Origin of the sequence: Moritella viscosa (genome assembly GCF_900120065.1) — a bacterium.
Lineage (GTDB): Bacteria > Pseudomonadota > Gammaproteobacteria > Enterobacterales > Moritellaceae > Moritella > Moritella viscosa.
This window is the reverse complement of record NZ_FPLG01000034.1, coordinates 36,556-59,509: the sequence shown is the minus strand read 5'-3', so window position 1 is coordinate 59,509 and position 22,954 is coordinate 36,556. Positions and strand designations below refer to the sequence as shown.

3 protein-coding genes are annotated in these 22,954 nt (G+C 44.4%); all 3 read right to left on the bottom strand.

Features of this window, described 5'->3' with window-relative positions:
* Positions 1-38 precede the first annotated feature (38 nt).
* Entirely contained in the window at positions 39-17,498 is a 17,460-nt protein-coding gene (locus BT797_RS05100) for a LamG-like jellyroll fold domain-containing protein (RefSeq protein WP_075471254.1), read from the bottom strand.
* A gap of 414 nt (positions 17,499-17,912) precedes the next feature.
* Positions 17,913-21,584 carry an AAA family ATPase gene (locus tag BT797_RS05095; RefSeq protein WP_075471253.1) on the bottom strand — a complete coding sequence of 1,224 codons (3,672 nt, stop codon included), beginning with the start codon at positions 21,582-21,584 and terminating at the stop codon, positions 17,913-17,915.
* Positions 21,581-22,822, bottom strand: a complete 1,242-nt coding sequence (sbcD, locus tag BT797_RS05090; RefSeq protein ID WP_045109740.1) for an exonuclease subunit SbcD — start codon at positions 22,820-22,822, stop codon at positions 21,581-21,583. Before sbcD ends, BT797_RS05095 begins: the two co-directional genes overlap by 4 nt.
* Positions 22,823-22,954: the final 132 nt, after the last annotated feature.

Here is a 22,954-nt window from a genome sequence, read left to right as displayed (position 1 = left end):
GCGACACCTCTCAGTGCCGCCTTTCATTAATTATCTATTTACCTAAAGCCCACCTGCTGTATCTGCCCCAAGCCTGTCTTTACATTAATCCCCCCAAAATGACGGATTGTACCGTCCTGATTACTGATACGACCATCGCGGTTACGGTCGTACAAGTGGTACGGAATGTGGAGACTGGCGAGGCCTTTAGCGTCAGTAAAGGTCATCGGTTCACCAGGGTCGAGCAGTTGGTTATTGTTGGCGTCAAAGTATAGGATCGCACCAGCGAGCGATACACCACTACTAGATTTTGCTCCGCCAGCCCAATGCGCACCGTCTTTATCAAATTCAAACAATGGAAAGTAGCCAATAAGTTCTTCCCAAATTTTGACTTTAAAGGTTTCGACATAAGCTTCAAAGTCAACGTAGAAAGTGAAACCGATATCGAATGTGCTCATCGGGTCGTTGATCATTTGCATCACGAAGTCATAGGCTCTAATTTTACCGTCGTAAACACCTCCGGCTGTAAAATCACCGTTTTGGATTGGATCGCACAAGTCAGGAGTGCTTGGTTCGCATAAGTCAACCACATCAATACCGCCACCGACGCCTGGACCACCTTGGAAGAACGCACCGAACACACCAAGATCTATACCTGCACCAATATCCACTTCGGCGTTACCTGCCAGTTCATGCTTATCCCACACTGTAATGCCCGGCAATTGGCGTTCAGAACCTTTCCAGAACACTTTATTTGCACTGGTATCACCACCAGCGTAGTAACTCTGATCGTTCCAATCGCGTAGGAATACGCTATTAAGTAAGCGAATTGAACGCTCGCCAGCAGACAGTTCACCTTGGCAATCCCACACAGGCCCTGGTGCATCACTACCACAAACAGCAGAAAGAAGTCCGGCCGTGTCGATGCCGATCATCGTATCTGAGATGATCTGCAATTGACCTGATATTTTGCCTTTAAAAATTGGCGCAGGTGGCGGACGCCAACCTTTTTCAACCTCAAAATCAAAATTAAAATCAGGAGTATCGATGAGCATTAAATCCGCGGGATCACCAAATACAAACTTCAATATATCCAGAGGATTAGATAATATAGGGAAACTTACCACGCCACGCTGTTGTAAATCGGCATAACGAGACTTGACCTTACCCATGCTGGTGTTTTTCTGTGTACTTGGTTTACCCGGTCGCGGCTTCACGGGGTTCATAGGTTTAACTGTGGATGAAGTTAGTGTGCCACCTAAGGTTTTAATATATTGGTAGTTTTTATCAATACCCAAGACTATATGCCCTAGCTGATTTACATAAGGCACCAACGATAAGTCTATATTGGTGAAATCCGACGAAGTTTGATAAGGCACTATACGAATAGATTCCGGCGATAGTTGATAACCATCCAGTGAAATAATCCGCTCATCCAGTGCTTGCGCCCCAGAAAGTTCATCACCGAGTTCCCCAGCAATTTTTATCATCTGTGCCATGCCGGAAATAAATTCCAGAAATCGACTAACGCTTTTCAACTGTTTCTGAAAACGCTCAGCCTTCGGACCACTGCTACGCATAAATGGCGTTGGTACTTCTAAAATAGTAATTTTACCATCATAGTTAGCATCAAATACATCGGTTAAGTTTAGCGACTGAAAAATTTTCATGTCCGCGGTGAGTGCATTAGCAATCGGCTGAACAGGATCTAAAAAGCTACTCATTGCTCCCAGCGGCTCAACCAGTTTATCGGAAATAAATTCGCCAATATCTAGTTCCAAATTAAAGGCACCAAACATAAATTCACCGCCGTGGCTGGATACATCCGAGAAGCTACCTTCAAACTGGTAGTTCGCCACAAGTCCAATATTAGTTGATACTGACGGTCCGGGAATACTGAAGCCTTGGTACTGCTCATCATCATCGGTTTCTTTATATAAATTAGTATCAATGCCTGCGTTAATTTTCGCATACAGCGCTGCATTGCCACCGAGCGAATAAGATACTAGATCTTTTGGATTGGTAAAGTCTGTCAGGTAAACCAATCCCTCAACCCCATCCGTTTGATGAGCTGTACGCGGATCACGAAGCGCTACACTCAGGTAAATATTTGCTTCAGCCATAGGCTGAATAGCCAGCGACGAAGCTTGTAATATTTCCCCAAAACCAAATTCGTGGTAGTTGATACGCCCACCAGCCCAACCTTTAGCCTCAAGCGCATCATCATCCGGATACGATACGGTGTCGGGTGCTAACCCATCAAATGGCACATCATTAAAAATGGCTTGAATGCCGTTATCGATACCCAGTTCAAAGCTCAGTTTACGAAAAGCTGTATCACTAGTAACAGAGATAAAGAAGTCATCAACTAACTGAGTTTGTCCGTACATAACACCATCAGTATCAGATACTTTTATTAGCTCCCACACCTGCTTTAAGGTTTTACGGTTAACTAAGTTAGCAGTATCTTGCCAACCAGTTAAACCCACTAACTCTACATCAATTGCGCTTTCTAAAGATGATACTCCGCTTTCAGTTAACTCCGTCTCGTCTTCTGGTACATATATCACATTCGGGTTATTCACTGTACAGCCAGCCTTGCCAGCAGCGACATCCGTGTAGCTGCCACAGTTGTCAACTTGGTAACCCTTTATTAGAATCTTACTTTGTGCTTGAGTTTCATCATCCCAATACAAGGCGCGGCCCTCTTCATCAACTTCGAGCAAGTCTTTACAAAAGGCTTTTAAGCTGGCGTCAGTGGGGTTGATTGGAAGTTTTTCATAGTCACCACACTTTAGATCCCAGCTCTCTAGTTCAAGTTCAGGCTTACGGTAATAGCTGTAGCTACCGTCTTTGGCAATGGCCAGCACCCCGTATTGACCCACGACATAAGCAGGGGCATCGCCCGTGTTACTTTCTTCTACATTAACAATAGTGCTTTTAGCATTCATCTTACCGGTTAAGCGACCAAATACTTCATCAGGCGCGATAATACTGCTCGCATCCACATTGGTTGGAATACGTCGCGCCTGATTGATGGACCCGCCAAGTAAGAAGAATTGCATGTCACCACGAAATTCTATGGAAGCAGCCAGTTCACCAGTCAATTTTGATATTGCAGAGGCCTTTTCACTATCATCACCCGGCTGGTTACTCGCGAACATCAGCATGTGTCGCGTGATGCTGTAACTTAGCTTCTCAGCAGAGGCACTATCGCCTTGCTTGTATACCTTAATCACAGGTACGTCTATCACGTTAGAATTGGGGGGGAAATTCTGCGATTTAGCCGGCAGAGATGCAAATTTCCACGTCCATTTAACTGTTTTATTAGTACCGGAACCTTGAACCCTACCTTTAATCTTCAACTTACCGTGAGCAACTGCCACAGTTTCCGTGTAAGTTTTTTTAGTTTTAAATGCATTCCTATCGGATGGGAAATATAACTCCGACTGACTGCCTCCTTGCTGCCATGAAGCTCTCACCACTAATTGAGAGTTGCTTGTATCACATTTCCAAATTTCACTGCTTGTAGCGCTATTACATCCAGTAGTCACCGACTTGGTTTTGTCAGAATAGGTACTATTCACTGGCACGATAATTTCATCTGCGGTCAAATTATCATCTGGAGTAGCATTGGTGATTTTAGATTTCGCTACATAGCTATCCGGATGAAAGTAACCTAACGGATCACTTGAACCCTCTCGCTGTACACCAACACTAAAGCCTAATTTCATGGTTTGCGACGAGTGGGCAGTCATGGATTTATCGTTAGGGCCATAGTTTTGCGAGTAGATATCAAATACGCGAATATGCTCATTGGCATAAGTTAATTTAGTATTCGTACTACTCAAATACTCCAACACCCCGCGTATATACTCTTTTTTCAAGGAGTCCGATTGACGATTAGAAGCGAGTACATTACCAGGATCGATAGTAACACCTAGCTGGATCTGAGTAACTTTATTCGGTCCAATCGAGTCAGGCTGACGCAAAGTGATGGCAATCACATCGCCATAAACACTTTCGCTCGTAGCGTTTACTACATAGCCAACCAAGGTGCCGAAATCTTTCACTCCATCACGAGAACTTAAATCCCAATTCATACTTTGGCTTTCTTCCAGCCATTTCCATCGTAACTCAGGGCAAATATTCCAGACTTCTGAACAGTAATGCTCTTTCAGTCCTTCGTTAATATATTTAATATTATCTGGTGCCATTGCCGGAATTTGCTTATCCAATAAATTACCATTACTGTTGACAAACAATACTCCGGAATTTCCCACACTGGTACTTTCCCAAGTTTTCAGTTCATAAATATTCACAGGCTCTATTTGCGGCGCGCCGAGTAATGCATCAAGCATTGCTTGTTCTGTCACCACAAACACATTTGGGGTCATCTTGTTATTGCCGTCATCACCACTTTGAACAGAGCGGAAATTTATGCCAAACACTAAGTCTGCGGTGAACTTAGCCGTACCCGCTGCCGAACCGGAGAAGTGCCCCATACTCGGCATCCCTAAATCGGTTTTAAGTTCATTGCTGGCAATACTAGTACCCAAAGTATATGACAATCGCATGATCAATTTTTCACTATCTAACTTAAGAACCTGCAGCGGCACATTGTACTGAGCGAACGAAGCTTGCAGCACAGCATTGATCAAGTTGGCTAACTCTTCAGTAGTTAGATGCGGCTGGGCTGTCATTCTCATGATTAGCAGCGACAGCATACGATCGATAAAACTTGGAGCTTTGGATTCTGCGCTATTGCCCGTTGTGTCAGAAGTAGGTCCTCCGCCCATACGGCCAAACACAGGTACGCTAATATCATAAAAGCGCTGCTGTATAAAACTCAATGCTTCCGCAAGTCCCTGTGCTAATACTTGCGGTGGCAAACTTTGCTCACGTAAACGTATCGTATGTGGCAAACGTCCAACTCGCACCACACCCAACATGTCCTCTGCTGACAATAATGAGCCGCTAAACTTTTCAGTGTTGCTATCATCTTGTGCCAGTAACTCATCATTCATGGTGACGATCAGTTTTTCTGCGTTTTGATCCACTTGCAAAGTACTAACAAAAGACATCGCAACCCGAGCATGGTTGCTAAGTTGAACGACAAACTCATCGTTAACTTGGCGCATATCCGTGGATTCAAGATCATTATTCAGCAATGCTAAATCGACTTGATACCAAAATCTGCCATCAGTATTTAAGGTTAGTTGACCATAATCACCCCGTAACACCTCGCCTGTTTGCACTAGATTATCAGCGCCATTGATGCTGTTGACATCAAAGAGCTGATTAGTATGGATCAGCTGGTTACCGGCCCATAAATCGGCACCATCACTATCGCGTAAATTAACCCGAGTGACTACAGGCTCCAGAACAGGACGGCCTACTTTAATAATCTTGTACTGCACACTACTATCCGCTACCGAACCACCTATGGTGTTTGGCGTCACGTCGCCGCTAATGAAGCGTTGCGATCCAGCCCCTACACATACGGTTTGGTCGGCGGCTCCTTCACAGGCGACTGGCGGGTTACCATTGATCAGGGCTTGATAATAAGTTTTGTCAGTGCCATTGTCATCCTGCTGGTATTTATTGACTTCGATATTGAAGGCGACAAATTCCTGCTGCAATTCACCGTCAGCCACACCTACCACGCCGCTAGTCATTTCAAACACAAAGGAATCTGTCACGCGCCACTCTTCGGTATCCTCTAAAGCATCTTCAATCGCGGCGGTATCAAACATATAGGTATATCTGCCGTGGCTACCATCGAAATTGAAGACTAAGTTACCGAATTTCCCAGCAGGGAAGCTGATGCCGGCTTGATCTATCACCTCGGTAAATTCAATCCGCTCTAAAGCTTTGATTTGCACCGCCACTTGCTGGCTAATTTCGCTGCCTTGCAATGGTTCCATGGTGTAATCAAACACATCATAAATTTCACCGCTGGCTGATTGGCTTATCGCTTTCAACATGTCTTGACTGTGATCCGCACTGCCATAGTCACCGTTGCTAAGCACATATACAAAGTCGCCCGCAAAAATACCATCCGTACCTTTAAGTGGTGTCAGTGTACCGAAGCCTGACTCCTGGTCTGTCATCATCACGTCACTAATTTCCACCACTTTGGCTTCACCGTCATTATCATTATCCGGCGACGTCATATTCAGCGCCCCTTTCATATTGTTGTAAAACGGCTCACACAAACTTGGGTTCGTTGGATCATCCGCACAAACCAAACTACTATCTAACAAAGTAAAATAAAGGTCACTGAAGCGTGGCGATTTACTATCGTAATTTTCCCTTTGATTATTGTACAGCTGCACATCAATCGTCTGCCATTGGTTCCAGTTGGTGTTATCAAATATCACACTGGATACATTGAAAAAAGAACCATCAAAAGCATTTTCATGTCGCACGCTGGTATTATAGAAATCTAAACTTACTTGTGTTTGTGGCTGGGACATCAAACCCACCTTAAAGCCATTGAAGTTACCTTCGTCCACGGTCAACCCCTGCATTGGAAATACGTATTTCAGGCCAACTTCTTCGTTGTCCATAATGCGCACCCCTGCAGTTTTATATTGTGGATTGCGTTCATCTAACAGATATTGATCGCCGTCGTAATCACCGTTGCCTACTGGCGGTTCAATAATAAGTACCACTTTTTCATAGCGGGCCGCTAAGCTTTCTTCCGGTGTGAAGTCATCGATTGGGAAGATCGGCAAACTGACACGAGTTTTGTTTTGTGGAATAAACAAGGTGCCTTGCTTGATCACATCGTAAGCTTGAAAATCGGGTCCTGGATCGTTTAAGCCTCCTCCCGATGGTGGTACTGTTTCCGCGGTTGCGCCAAATTCAGCCCCCTCTTCAACGCCAATAACACGATAATGCACGCCTAATCCACCGGGAATACCCACAGGATCTAATACCGATAAAGTGAAATAGCCAGGATGGCTGTTTTCACTGGCGTTAAGATCTACCCCTGCGCGTACAACAGGTTTGTCGTTGTCTTCGATGCTTACTGTGATAGGGTCTTGTAAGCGAGCAAGGAAGGCCGCTGCTAATGGCTGCTGTGCAACACCAGTCAAGTTAGCTGTTAAATCCAAATTAGATTCAAAATTATTTCCCACTTGCGTGAAGCTGATTGACGCAGGCATATCCTCACAATTTTGGTCAACTAGAACGCAAACTGGCGCATCCACATAACCCAGAACTTCATAACTCAGTGTCGGTTCACCTTTATACATGGACTCGCTTACGCGTACCGTAATATCAAGGCTACGGTTGTTGTAACTCGCATCATCATCTGTAAAGTAGAAACGTTGCTCTACATATAAACCTTCATGAAGGTCTGGTCGTAAAGCGTAGCTTAGCGTACCGTCGAAATTCCAGCGTAGTTGTCCTATGTCACCAGACAAGGCTTGCTCAGGATTTGCCAGCAGCACATTAATATTTGATACACTGGTGTACTCCACTTTCTGGTCATCAATGGCACTTACAGTAAAGGTTTGTCCTAGTTGCCAATTATCTGGCGTAAAGTACAAGGACAAGCTGTCTCCAGCTAAATTACCAGCGTATTCGAAGAAATTACCGTAACTTTCGCCCATAGCTTGCTTCACAACAGTAAGAGAACGGACCGAAGCATAATCATTGCTATTGTGATCTTTGCTCTGAATCTGAATCGAATCTAATTTATCAGCATTTACTACAAGCTTTTGCCATTGTTGGAAATTCTCTTTGGTGAAACTCACCGTCGCACTAGAGTCCTCCACAACGCTAACATCCACGCGGTCCTCAGGAGTGACAGATAAACGCACATTGAGGATAACCTTGCCACCTCCATCAGTGAATACAGCGGCATCATCATTATCCGCTAGCTGTGCGCCACCTTTGGTAAGCGCCATACGCCAATCTTGTAACACTAGACGTGGTGTAGACTTACCTACAACAGTTAAATTACGGTCTTCACCATAGATAGAGTCACCACCTTCGCCAGTGAATATAGCCGATATACTCACTTTCGAATTATAGTCAAGAGATTCATCATCGATGCGTTGCCACTGCAGCCAGTCATGTGCTGTAAAGATAAACTTATGTTCTATACTGGTACCAGTGATAGTAAATGTGATGCTGTCATCGCCGCTAATCTTCGAGCTAGGGCGAACACCAAAACTCACAACAGGGGCCTGCACGTCTAGAACCAGATTATTTGTATGCAAGAGTTCTTGCTCTGCGCTAGCACTAGTGCCGATGATTTCTCCCGTTAACAGATTAATCACTTCGATGGCAGGTGATTTATTGCTAACATCCGCAGCGGATAAACGCGCGCTGATAGTCTCGGTACTAAGCTTGCCATAACTATTGTCGACCATAAATGACAGCTGCTCTAGTGGTTTATTTCGCTCAGCATATCGCATTTGTTGGAACTGATATTCACCAGACTCATGCCAACACCAATTACCGTAATCGCCTTTAGTTACAATACCAGCAGCATTACTTGGTAATGTACAGCCTAAGATGCTAGCTTCACGGTGAATGCTTCTGCTATCAATGCGGCGAATTTGCTGGCTATCATCATTAGTTGTTAGCGCGCGCACAAGCTTACGCTGTGGGAAAAGAGTAAGCTCCTTGTCTGTCGGTTGCAATGTCAACATAACGGGAGCCGTAGGTTGGGCAGCTAAACTCACTGTTAATGCATTCACTTGCCCTTCACTCGATACAACAGCGCCCATCGCATCAACATTCGGTAAACTAGTAAATTCTAAACTAACCACCGCTTTATCATCATTGTCACTGCTCACTGCCGAGAGCACTGCGGCTTGCTTGTCATAAGCAATATCACTGCTACTTGCTACGACCGCTATAACAAACTCAGCACTGGGATCATCAACTTGATCATCAATACCTTTAATCCAGAATACTTTAGGTATTTTCCAGTCATTTTTATTCGCAGTGAATTGCACAAAAATAGTATCGGTAAAACCGCTGTCCTCGGGCACAGCTTCCAAGCTGCTCCCCAACGCCAGTAATCCCCCATTAACCGGATTACTGCTCGCTACACGAAGAGATACTTCACGTGTTGGCTGACTCTGTAATTTGACTTGGTAAGCAGTCGCATCGCCAGTTTCTGACACTTTCACTACAGTAAGAACTTCTGCACCAGTAGCATCGAGTAATACTAGCCCTGGCTGATCATTATCTTCAATTTTAATAATCGCACGGTCTTCTCCTGCAGCGTAGTGATACTGCGCTTGCTCAGGCTTACCCTCAACCAGCTGCACTACAATACTTTCAGTATTTTCCACATAGGCATCATCAATTATGTTAAATGTAATATCTGCACTGCTACTGCCTTCTGGTATAGTTACAAAATCATAACCTTGTGACGTGAACAAGTTAATTTGTCCAGCATTATCACTGACCAATATGTCGTCAAAGCCATCGTTATTCATATCCGCGAATTGCGAATAAGCGACTTGATCGAACGGATGATACTTAACGTTAACGCGGCGATATTCAGGAGCAAGGTAACGCGCAGATTGCTGTAAGAAACGCGCAATATGGCTGCGCGGCGCAGGAAAATACACTGGAGCTGCGTCACTACCAAAGTTTTCATAATAAGTCAGCGCACCAGGCGTTTGCCCTGGTAAATTACCCAAAGTATCAAGGATCAAATCTTGGTCGCCATCACGGTCTAAGTCCACATATTGCGGAGTAATATTACGTTGCTGTAGCCGCTTACTGAGTGATAATTGTGCAAATGGCGAACTATCTCGTTCACGTTGGCGCAACTGCCATTGTTGATCATCCGTATCTACATCAAAACTCAATACTAGGTTCTTAGCTGTGAGTAATAATCGCAGTTTTCCGCTACTAGTCGGCACAAAAGCAGGCGCGAATATATGCGGTTCTTCTTGGGATTTAACGAGTGTGCGGTGTTGAACCTCAACGTTTTGTGACTCAACAAATTGTAATGCGCTATTAGCTAAACCACCACCAGCACGAATATTAGCAGTATTACTTATATTACGTAGTAGAGCTAATTCGCCAGAGTTCAAACCCGCAACTAGATCAAGATCTTGGTCACCGTCAATATCGCCCAATGCAAGAGGCGCAGCATGACCTAAATTAATATCAGTAGTGATCCGTTGATAATGCTCAGCTTTAACTTCAACTACGCCTTTAGAAGCTGGTGTTGAAAGCATAAAACTCAACTCTCCACGGCGATTAACAATAGCCACATCATTGCGTTGGTCATTGTTGAGGTCCCCGATGGCAAACGTACTTTTCCCATCGGTCATTTCTGGTGTTAGTTCAAAAATATTTTGCACTTGCTGTGCATGGCTACTTAACCCTTCATAATCCATATTGACCGTAGCAGAACGCTGAATTTTCCACAATGCTTGCTGGTTGACTTGCAAGCTGGTATCAATGTGTTCACCGTTCTGGTTAAGCAGGAGTAGTTCGTTTTCAGCTTGCTGCAAGGTAAAATCGTTAAATGCCCAATACCCAAGTAAACCAGCATTGCCACTGTCAGATAGAGAGACCAAACTGGTGTAATAGTTTTGCGCAATTTCTAGATCTGAACGTGCTTCCCCCCACACCCTAACTTCATCTATTAAACCGTTCAGGTAATCTGCTTTACCCTTACCAATATGAGTGAGCATTAACGACGCGCTGCCGCTAGATAAGATATCGCCTTGCGTAATTTTTTCACCGTTAACGAATAATGCTTGGCCTAAATCACCTACTTGCCACGCGATATGAAAACCAATATCTGCCGCGAGCTTACTGGGCAACGCTGCCGACAGTCCGCCAAATGCCTGTAACTGGCCATCCGACAAATACAGTAAATCTATTGACTGACCGCTTGCATCAAGACCCGAAAAAATGCCCTGCTGTGAGTCTCTTTCTGTCGGATAGACCCACGCTTCTAGAGTAAATCGAACGCTATTTTTCTCTTGCAATACAACAGGTTTGGTCAACTCTAGCGCACGAGCTTTATGCAAGGTAATGTTATCACTGCTAGGTTGCGGTGCGAGATCTAAGGCCTTATTACCCGGATCGGTTACACCGAGCTGTGCTACGGTGTAGTACACATTGATGTTTTCGCTTGCGGTAATAACTTCACTGCCATCTGCAGATTTAAGCATCACCGTCAACGTTTGTGCGTCAGCGTTTTCCTGCACAGCAGAAAAACCACTAAGTACAACCCGCGGCTGGCTGAAATCTGGTAATGCGCTCATGCAGGTAGCCAGAGCCGAAGCTTTATTATATTCACTCAAATCAATTTCTTTTGGGGCATGCTCGCCAGTTGAGAAATGCAGACTAAAACTGAGATTTTGCGGTTGTGGACGCGGATTCGGCTCAAAATACCACTTAATATCAGGGTTTCCATTGACGAGTGTAATTTCACCGAATTCAGTGACTAGCACTTCATTTAGTGCCGCACGCACTGGTTCACGTCCTTTAGGCTGGTAGCTAAAATACTCAAGTTCAGAGAAAGCTTCAGAACTTGAGCTAACTAACTGGTTGGCTAAGGTTAGCCCTGGCTGACCAGCGTTAATAACCAAAGTACCAAGTGCACCTTGCTGGTCTGCATTGATCATCCATTGAATACCCGACACTGTAACCACATCACGAATGTCACCAATGTCACCAATGTCAGTATAGTATTGGCTATTAAGCTCTACGGCTGCGGTGAACGTTACAGGGTCTGCATGCTCTGGAACTGGTGTAATGTTAAGTCCAGCCTCTTCATCATCACTCATAGCGCTAATGATAATACCGTAGTCACCATCTACTATTTTTGAACCCAGTAATTTTCCGCTTTCCAAACGCCAGAACCAGCCAAGATCATTGCCTTGGCCATCTTTCATTTTAATGCTGTCTAACGTATCTTCGGTGAAACCAATACTGTTGATTGCTTCGCCACTGGATTTTGCGAAATATATGGTGTCGTTTAGTGCCATATTTGGATAAATTTGGATTGTGATCGCATCGGTATCGAAATCATCAGTGGATCCAGAAGCATCTCGTTGCGTCGCTCTTACCGTCGCTTTCGACAAACTGGGATCATAGTCAACATTTACCACAGGCCCTTCCGCTATTGCGGTAACATTAACGTATTGTGGAATAGACCAATTCAGGGAATTAAAAGTAAATTGTTTACAGCTATCTCCCTCACCATCTATACACTTCAGACCCAATTCTGCGCTGTTACCAGTCGCTGTGTCTGGATATTCAATAGCAACATCGATAACAATATTCGCATTGTCTGCAGGCTCGCCAGCAAGCTGGAAGCCAATTCGCTGAGTTTGACCAACGCTTAGACTGACAACGGCAGGATCGGTAGGGCGATCTTGCAGTGTAATCTCTACATTGCTTGTGTTATCGACAGTCAGGTTACTGTCTTTAACTAGGCTTGCCGAAAAGCCAGAGGTGAACTCTAGCCAGCCTGGAGCTTGGTGCGGTGTAACACCTTCAACTTGACCTTTTGGATCACCAGCCAAAGTCACAGAGGTTACTTGATATTCACGGCCTTTATAGAGGAAAGGTGATGCACTCAAACGTAAATCAATGGCATCACTTCTTGTTTCAACACCCGCGTCAGAGGCTTCTAGCAAGGTAACAGGCAAGATAAATCGAGTGAATGAAATATTAGTAGCATCAATAATCTCCAAGGTTTCAACACTCGGGCGCTTCCACGCGACGGACAAATGGTCATCATCACGTGGATTTATTTGCACTATTTCTAACGTGTATTCTTTACCTTGAGTGAACGTTAATAACGCTGAACGTTGCTGTGAATTTCGTTGTCCGTCAGTTTCTTCATCCTCTGCTACATCATCCCAGTACCATTCACGGATACCAGGATAATCAGGACCTTTGTCCAACGGGTGGCCATCGAGAATAATATTAGTGTAATGTTCTTGAGTATACGTAGCAGGCATATCTAGGAAGATCAGTGATAGGGATTTACCGTCGTAATCATCCGTAAAGAAATCACACCCCCCTGGTCCATCGAAATATAAGACGTTAGTCTGTACCCCCGGCGCTCCTGCGGTCGTCGTTGTGCCTTCGTCAGAAGTTGTTAAATTATCGTCTTGGCAAATATGTCCATTAGAAGTCATATCCTCAAACATTGTAACGTTAGTGTGAGCACCAAAAGGCTTAGTCCCTTTTGTGTCCTCTGCCATAGTGTATTCAATTTCCCATGGTGTATCTGCATTAATACCGTCACTAGAGCGCGCCAAATTAAACTTGGTGCGAGTTACGTTAGTGCCAACATAGTCATTTTTTTTGGTTTCGATGCTGTAACTGCCGTACTTTTCAGCACCTTTAATCCAACTGATCTCTTCACGTTTACCATCAACATCAAGCAGGTACATTTTAGCATCACCATCTGATGCTAACGCAAATTGATATTCGCCACTTTCCGGTGCAGTAATATTGACTGTTATACGTCGACCAATATCAGTGTTCCAATCTGTTGTAGGTATCTCCAGTTTGTCCGTCAGAATATCCATGCGGCTCGGTAAACCTTGAATGAACGCCTCTGATTGCATAAATGCATCTAGGGATTCACTACCAATATTTTCATACACTTCCACCACAAACCCGCCATCAACCGTCGCTGGCGACAACCATTCCAATGGAACCGGTGTCGCGCTGTTGTGTGCCGTTCTAGCTTGTGGATATTGATTAGGCTCGACGTCAGAGAATGAATAGTTCATTTGCACTGCTTGGAACTGCCCAGTGCTTGGCGCTTCATACAGGGCTTCGAGGTAATAACGTGTATTCGCTTTTAGGGCAATGGGTTTAGACTCTGCAACCGGTTTTTCATCGGGGATCCCATTGTGATCTGTATCTTCGAAGTAAGGAGCAATTAAGCCTTTGTTTTGACTGTAATCATCGATGCTATTCATCCACAATTCAACACGCTGATTATCTTGTTCCTGGTAGCTAAAGGTATACCAGCCGGTTTGATCGACAATAATATTTCCGCGCTGGCGCACAATATGATGTGATGGAATTGTCGCTAATGTCAGAGGATCATCACTGTCGTTGATTTTTGCTTTGTAAGGTTGATCCGGTAACACTATGTACTTAAAATCTGTCGAAGGTGCAGACTCCAATATTTGGCCTGTTGATCCCGGAGTATTCACCACAAGTTCGTACAACAAACCATGCTGAGTGATATTGCCCCCCTTATCATCAAGACCGTCCTTAACTTGGGAGATCACAATATTTTTTATTCGACTGTCGTTTTGCTGTACTTGTAAGTTACCCGATGGGGAAACCCCAAGGATCTCCACTTCTGGCAGCAAGCGCACCATGTCGCCTTTGGAAGAAGAATCTGGCAAATGCTGACTGATTAAAATACGCGCCTGCTCGTCATCTTTTACTTGTACCGTCGCCGTGTGCATGTCGCTGACTTGAATATTACTTAACACAGAGTCGCTTTGATCTACCACCGAATTAACAGTAACACTCAGTAAGCGATCACCATTCACTAAGCTATCGTCAGCCACGGGAATGGCCACTTGCGCGACTTGCTGCCATGCTGGAATGGCGACTTTATAGGTTTTGGTGTTACTGTTTATGACGGACGTAACATTCGCCACAACGGCGACAGGTAAGGGCTGGCTCAACACCACATTGAAGATTGGGTAATCTAAAAATCCTTCCCGATAGTCTTCCATGGTGGCTTGCACGCCGACTTGCACTTCGCGGGCACTTACTTGCGGTATAGCCGCTTCTTTGATTTTAAAGCGAGTAGGGTTGTCGCTTGGTGTCAACGTACGGTTAAGATCCTCATTATATTCACCGTCGCTACTACTTACGGTGACGGAAATTGAGCTCTCCCAATTGCCATCTGCAATGCTAATAGATTGATATAAATACCAGTTATTATCACCAAAGATTAATTCTTGGTTATTTATCATAACCACAACATTTGCAGTGGGTTGACTCCCTAGTTTAACCCAAAAAACCAGACTACCATTTTCATCGATTAATAACGGGTTGTTAGAATCATTGTCATCCGTCACTGGTTCGCCGTTAATCCCATCGATAATCACTATTTCTGGTATAAATTCACCACTATCGTGCACAGTTAATTTAGCATTATTGGCAGCGTTGTCATTTGTCACCGTATAGAACTGATAATCTCCCGCAGGCGTATTATATAACACCTCGCAAACCGAGAGGTTTTCGTCGTTACAGAAATTATCCTCGTCATAGCTAGGATCGTTAGGAAATGCTTCGAGCGATAGAGTAAAGCTTTGTGTCGCGTCTTTTACGGCATCTGGCAATGCGCTAAAATAAATACGAGCAGCGCCCGGTGGTAACGAGCTGCCTTCTTCCGACTCAACTTCCGTAACAGGAATCACCACAGCATTAAACACCTGCGCACCATCTAAATTCAGCAATTCATTGTCAATAGCAGCGTATAGTTCATTGTTGTAATTAACTTGATTACTGAGAACATCACTCGGTTTACCCGCAATACTGTAATGTACGGGTAAGCCGCCCGCCAAGGCATTATTAAATAACTCTCCAGTAATGAAGTTGGTGTGCTTGCTATCGTCTACTGTCCAGTTGCTCGGTAAGCCACTGTTTTTTCCATCGCGAAAGAAATTAATCGGACGCTTGGCCTGCATAGTCACATAACCCAAACCTTTAAGGTCGTTCACGTCGATACGACTTACTCGACCGCCCGATTTACAATCCACTTCTGGAACTTGCGCACGCTGCTCTAACGCATCTGCCGCATCACAGATAACAGTGTGATTCATCGCTGCGTCTTGCAGTAGTTCCACCTGATAGTTGGCGTCTTCGATAATAATTGTTTGCGAGATATTATCGTTGGCGAGTTGATAGTCAGGCCCTGCTAATAGTGACACTGTAAAGCTTTCATCACCCTCTAACACTTTATCTAAATACAGCTGTATACCGCTATAGACGCCGAGCTCATTAGTGCCTTTGGCATTTGGTAAGTTTACGTAATACTTTTCAGTTTGCTCTGCTGGCAACTCGATTTTGATTAAGTTAGAGCCATTCCACGCGAAGTCTGTATTACTGTCTTGTGCGATATTTCCAGTGCCTTTTTCCGCCAAGCTCGCAAGATCAGAGAGGTATAGATACACAGGTATACCTTTACTACCGACGCTACCAGTAATGTTAATCACTAAGTTAGCGCGTTCACCTTCAACAAAGCGTGTTTGATCAACACCATCAAGGTTTACAACCGACAAGCTAAGTGTGAGTTGGCTGTTATTGTAGTCAGTGGCATTATTATCTTTGCTTGTAGCTGCAGATCCGTTCCAGTCAAAAATCGCATTGGCTGAATTGTCGGCGCTATTGCCGCTAAAACTCGCATTATTAACGATTAATTTAGCGCCATTATCACCACGAACAAAAATACCGCCTCCTAGAGCAGTACCAGAACCACCAGAACCACCAGCACCACCATTCGTACTGCCAGTGTTACCTCCCTTTCCTTCTTTACCTCCCCCACTACCGCCTGCGCCAGCAGGGCCACCAGCACCGGGGTCATCGCCACCGAAAGTATCGTCGTCACCGCCGCCACCACCGCCACCGCCGCCGCCGCCGCCAAAACCACCCGCGCCACCGCCGCCACCATTGCCACCTTCATCAGCAGCATCGCTATGACTACCGCCACCGCCTCCAGCAGAACCACCGCCAGTGCCAAAACCACCAAGTTTACCGAACTGTCTCTTAGTCGCATTACAACCGTCATCGTCCCAACATGGACCTGCACCTATGCCCGCAGCTCCTGGTATAGAGTCAACAGGACGATATTTTGCATTGCTATTCATGCCGCCGCCAGAAGAACCATTGCCCCCAGGTTGATCATTATAACGACCACCGCTACCAGCGTTACCTTGTGAAGTACCTTTTTCCGCTTTACTGCCCGTAACTGCTGCGTGCTCTATAATCACCATGCCATTGTTGACAAACATGGCACCACCGGCGCCTAATCCGCCACCAGCACCGTCCGTCGCATCGCCACCTTTTACGTAACCACTACTCAACGTCACGGCTTGCAGCGCGAAAAAACCGTCTTTACTGTTATCTACAAACAGATGCTGATCTTTACTACCTGCGTCAATTGTCGTTGTGCTAGTACTATTACCCAGCAGCCAAATCGGATGATTAAAATCCGTAACTTTATTTAAGGCGCTACTCAGTGAAATATGACCTGTTTCACGAATATCAATCACACAACCATCAACACAATTTGGGTCTGACTTCGCCGCTTGAATCGCTTCATTCAAAGCTGACTCGGTATTGGTATTCACCACAATTAGCCCTGGCGTAATCGTAACATCGTCCGAACTCAAATCTGGCGCGGATGGTAGTGAACCGGTGTCAGGTCTGAAATTGTATAAATAAAGAAAAATTAGGAACACAACGCACAGAGATACTGCAACTGTCGTTAATTTTTTTATCCAGGTAAGCGAATTCGGAGATATCATAACTTTTAGATCCATAAGCCAAAGCAACAACAGACATGTCATACATTATGTTATGTACATGCAAGCTACATGCAAGCTACATGCAATACAATATGTATGACATGCATGGCACAAATGTTGCAAAAATGTAAACGCACGGTAGCACACATACCCCTTTATAAATAACTAAAATCCAAAAATAAGGCTAAAACCATTCTTTTGCATTAGATATTAATTAGACTTACATTAAGTATTAATTCCCTAGCAATGCTTTAACAGGAAGCACTACATACCAAATTATTTATCTCATTACTTGAATCTTAGATACGAACATTTTGGCACCCGAGCATGCTCGATACAGCAAATTTTATATAAAAAAGGCGACAGTACAAAGCCCGCCGCCATTCATTTCATCATCCATTAATACAATTTAAACTAGCTCACCACAGTAAATGAACTCAGCCCTAAGCCACTGCCCTTGTTCACTTTAACTTGTACTGGAATACGTTCTTTCAAAGCTTCAACATGGCTGATAACGCCAATCATTTTGCCTGAAGCATTCAAGTTATCCAACGCATCCAAGGCGATATCTAATGTCTCAGCATCGAGCGTACCAAAGCCTTCATCAAGGAATAGCGAATCAATACTGGTCTTATGGCTGACCAAGTCAGATAAACCCAGTGCTAATGCCAAGCTCACTAAGAAACTTTCACCACCAGATAAGGTTTTGGTATCACGCACTGCATCCGCTAACCAAGTATCCACAACCTGTAGGGCCAAGGCTTCACTGCCAGACGCTAATTTACGTTGCAACTGGTAACGGCTGTGTAAACGATTTAATTGTTGGTTGGCTAAAGTAACTAAATGATCCAGCGTTAACCCTTGCGCAAAGCGGCGGAACTTACTGCCATCTTTCGAGCCAATCAAGCTATGTAAATAAGCTTTGTCATCGTAGTCTGCTTCACAGGTTTTGATTTGCTGATAAAAACTGGCTAAATCTGCGCTGCGAGCGGCATCATCGGCAAGGCGTTGTTTCAACTCACCTTGACGCTGCAAACCTTGATTTAACTGTGCTGTGATCTCGTCTAACTTAGTAACAATAGTGACAATATTCAATTCAGTTAATGGTGTCTGTTCCAGCGTGAGCAAACGCTCACTGGCTTGCTCAAATAACGCCTGACAACGAGTTAAATTCGCGGTCAATTGTGATTTAAGCACCAATAAACGCTGCTTTTCCTCTGCAGGTAGTAACGCCTGATTAAACTCTGCTTCAGTGGCAAAAGGACTCGTCGCTAGCGCTTGCTGCCATGCCGCTAAACAGTCTCTCGATTCTTGCTGTTGTTGCGTCAAACCTTGTTGTAATGTAGCTAACTCACCTTGCTGTGCATGTAACTGATTCGATAACGCATGACCTTGCGTAGAACATGCCTGATGTGCTTGTTCAACAGCCGCTAATTGTTGCTGCATCGTTTGTCGTGCATCTGCTACGCTACGCTGACCAAATAACTGCTGGCGTTGCTGCTGTTTAGCAGTGAGGTTCTCAGACAAGCTAGACAAGGTTTCTAAGGTCTGCGTTATCGCTAATTCCAGTTTCGCCAGTTGTTCACGTAATGGCGTTAACTGACTTTCTGCCGCGACAGACTGCTCATTCGCTGACTGTAACAACTGCGCTTGCTGTTCCCACGTTTGTAATGCTTGTTGGCATTGTACTAACCAGTGATCAAGTTGACTCCACTCCGGTAACGTAAGCCCTAACTCTCTCACGCTATTAGTCAACGCGTGTTGTAACTCGGTTAATACTAATGTTTGTTGCTGCATTTCTTGTGTTAGTTTCTGCTCGGTGCCTTCTGTTGCTTTAACGTCACGATTTACCAATTCAATCTGATGCTGTAGCTCTGCGCTGTTCTTATCAAATTCAGTCAATGCCTGTTGGGCATGCTGTAATTGAGTATTCGCTGTTTTCAAAGCTTGAATACGTTGTGACAACTGCGTTAATTGCAGGCCTTGCTGCTGGATAAATGCCTGCGAATTGGTGCTATCCGTGATCATAAGGTTAGCATTCAGTTGTTGAGTATAATCCTGCCATTGTTCAATTAAAGACGTTAACTGTGGCTGCAGTGTCGCATTACGGCGATTAAAATGTTCAAGCTTGGTATTTGCTTCGACCAACAGACCTTTTAACTCACCGCCATCAGCTTCAATTTGCTTTAGATCTAACTCTAGTTGGGTTTTACGCTGCACAGCCTGTGAGTCGGCAATATGTTGGTACTCTTCCACCAGCGGATGCGCTGTCGAACCACATAATTGACACGCTTGCCCCGGTTCTAACTGACTACGTAATTGTTCTAAACTCGCAATTTTCTGTTCTTGTACTAATAAACGCTGAACATCATTTAACTCGTTCTTTTTGGCTTTAAACAGATCGCGTTTGACGGTGATCTCGACATTAATATCGGCAAGTTGTTGCTGTAGTCCCGCTATACTTGCTTGATTGCCCTCAAACTCTTGTGACTCTGTCAGATAGCGCTGTTGTAAACTGGGTAGCTGATCAACAATACCCTGTAAGCGTGACTGCTGACTAAAGGCCTGTTCAAGATCAGCTAAATCATCACCCGCGAGTAAATTAGAGACTTGCTGCAGCGCTTTATTAGCAGCCTCTTTCACCGACTGCTCACGTTCAGCATTAACCGCCACGTTATTCGCTAACTGCTGTTGCGCAGTTAGACTTTGCTGTAATGATTGCTGATTAGTTATCACTTGTTGCTGTAGTGATTCGACATTCGCTTGCTGCTGATTGCATTGCTGTATCTGGCTCTGCCATAGCGGTAATCGGGTACTTAGCTGCGCATCTTGTGCATGTTGTTGCTGATACGCTTGGCATGCGTTGACAGTATCTTTAGCTGTTTCGGCTGTTTTCGTTAATGCGGCGAGATTCTGATGCGTGGTCTGCAGTTCGCTATTTTGTTGATGCCGTTGCGACTTAAATTGCAGTTGCTCTTTGGTCAACTGTGCACACTCATTATCCAGAGGTATGATCTGCTCATTGATTAATGTTTCTTGTGCTTTATTCTGCTGTTTACTGGCATCAAGTTGTGTTTGGCTAGATTGCAGTTTCAACTGGTTATCCGCGACCGCCATTTGAGCAGAAGCCACTGACGCTTGCAATGCTTGTTGATTTTGTTCTAATTCCGCTAGCTTGGTATTTGCCTGCGTTAAATGAGTAAAAGGTAAGCGTAACGCTTCCGCTGGTTCAGACTTTTCTAATCGTTCTAATTCGGGCTGTTGGCTTGCTGTGTCTTGTTCTGCATTCGTTAAGCGACTTTGCGCTTCAGTTACACCTGTTTGTGCTTTTTCAAGCTGTTCTCGCCACTGTTTTTGCTGTTGTAAACTTACTTGCTGTTGGCTAAGGTCAATAACTAAACTTTCTACCCTAGTTTGCTCACTGACGATCTCTGTGCGTTGCTCGTCACTAAGTAAGTTAACCCCATCTGCTTTCGCGCGTAATTTATCTAATTCCGCTTTGGCAAGGTTGTGACTTTCAAATACAGCTTGTGAGATCTGACCGTAAATCTCGGTACCAGTCAGCTCTTCTAATAACTCAGCGCGATCGTTAGCGGGCGCATTCAAAAACGCGGCAAACTCACCTTGCGACAACAGCATAGATTTACGGAATCGAGAAAAATCCAGTCCGGTGATCTCAGCCACCAGCTGCTTTTTCAATTTCACTTGGCTTGCAAGGATCTGACCTGAAACCACTTCGGCCAGCTCTACTTTCATTTCTTGTAAATTACCCTGCGTACTGTTTTTAGCACGACGTTGGCTCCAACTGGCACGGTAACCTTTACCCTGTACTTCAAACTCAACTTCTGCGGCACACTCTGCGGTATTACGCGTCATAACCTCATTCTGCGATTTCGATATCGCTAGACGTGGTGTCTCATGATACAAGGCCAAACAGATCGCATCGAGAATGGTGGTTTTACCGGCACCTGTAGGACCGGTGATCGCAAATAGACCGTTACTTAAAAACGGTTCTTGGTCAAAATTAAGCTGCCACTCGCCTTTTAACGAGTTAATATTTTTAAAAGAAAGACGTTTGATCTTCATTGTTTGTCCTCCTGTGTCGCATGCTCTACTTGCTCAACAATTTGTTTAAAAGCTAATTCAATACGTGATTTACGAGCAATTTCCGCATCTGTATTAAACTCAACCCCTTGTAAACAACGCTGGAAAACATCACTCACAGATAGTTCTGTTAAAGTTTCTTTTACTTCGCTATGCAAATGCTGTTCTCTATCTTTACGGGCACGACGAACTTGCAATACCTCAACAGGTAAGTCTATGGTCATCATTTCAATGCGGGTTTGTAAATCTGTTAAATAATCTTGCTCTTGTACTTCAATACTCAACCAAACAAGTAGCTCACCATCGTATGTTTTAAATTCAGCTAATTGCGCTTCGATACTTTCAAGGTTACCTTTCAGTACCTGCATTGGTTGGAATTGTGGAATAGTGAGTTCAATAACCGAGTCAAATTTACCATCAACAAAATTGACGAGGTTAACGCTTTTTTGCTGTTTAACTTCATCAAAACTAAGCGGAATGGGCGAACCGCTATAACGGATATGTTCTGACTTTGCGACCTTCTGCGCACGGTGAATATGACCAAGGGCAATATAATCTGCAGCCGGGAATTGATTGGCTGGGAATGCTTCAAGTGTACCAATGTAGATATCGCGTACCGACTCAGTGACCGATACGCCCAACGCAGTCAAATGACCTGTGGCAATAATAGGTACTGCATCGCCAAGCTGTTCACGCTTATGTTGCGCGACTTTATATAAACCCGCATAATGCTCGGTAATCGCCGTGCCCAATCGCTGCTGCTTCTCTGTACCAGATTGCCATGCTTCACTTTGCATCACGTCACGAGGGCGTACAAACGGTACAGCACAAAGTAATGCCCCTACTTCACCTTGGCGATCCATTAACTCTAATACCTGCTGTTCTAAATCAAGTGACACACTCGAGATAACCCGGGTATTAAGCTGCGATAATAATTGCTTTGATTCATTTAACGTCGCCACAGAATCATGATTACCCGCTAGAATAATTAACTGACACTGCACTTTACTCATAGCTACAACAAAACTATTGTATAACTCACGTGCATAACTTGGCGGTGTGCCTGTATCAAAAATATCACCTGCGACAATAACCGCATCCACTTGATGCAGCTCTACCTGTTCGAGTAACCAAGCCATAAAACAGCTGTGTTCGTTAGCGCGACTTTTTGTGATGAAATGCTGGCCAAGATGCCAATCTGAAGTGTGCAATATTTTCATGAAACGTTTGTTTCCTAGCGGTAAATGTAATCTATCGCTAGTGTAGATAAATACTGGTTTTACTTCCAGTTGTTTTATCCCCAATCATTTAAGTTACAAAAAATTAACATAACAGAGGATTTATGCGAGAAT

Bases quoted from the DNA above. Each gene is read 5' to 3' on its own strand.
- sbcD (WP_045109740.1), bottom strand. From the start codon at position 22,822: ATGAAAATATTGCACACTTCAGATTGGCATCTTGGCCAGCATTTCATC.
- BT797_RS05095 (WP_075471253.1), bottom strand. From the start codon at position 21,584: ATGAAGATCAAACGTCTTTCTTTTAAAAATATTAACTCGTTAAAAGGC.
- BT797_RS05100 (WP_075471254.1), bottom strand. From the start codon at position 17,498: ATGATATCTCCGAATTCGCTTACCTGGATAAAAAAATTAACGACAGTT.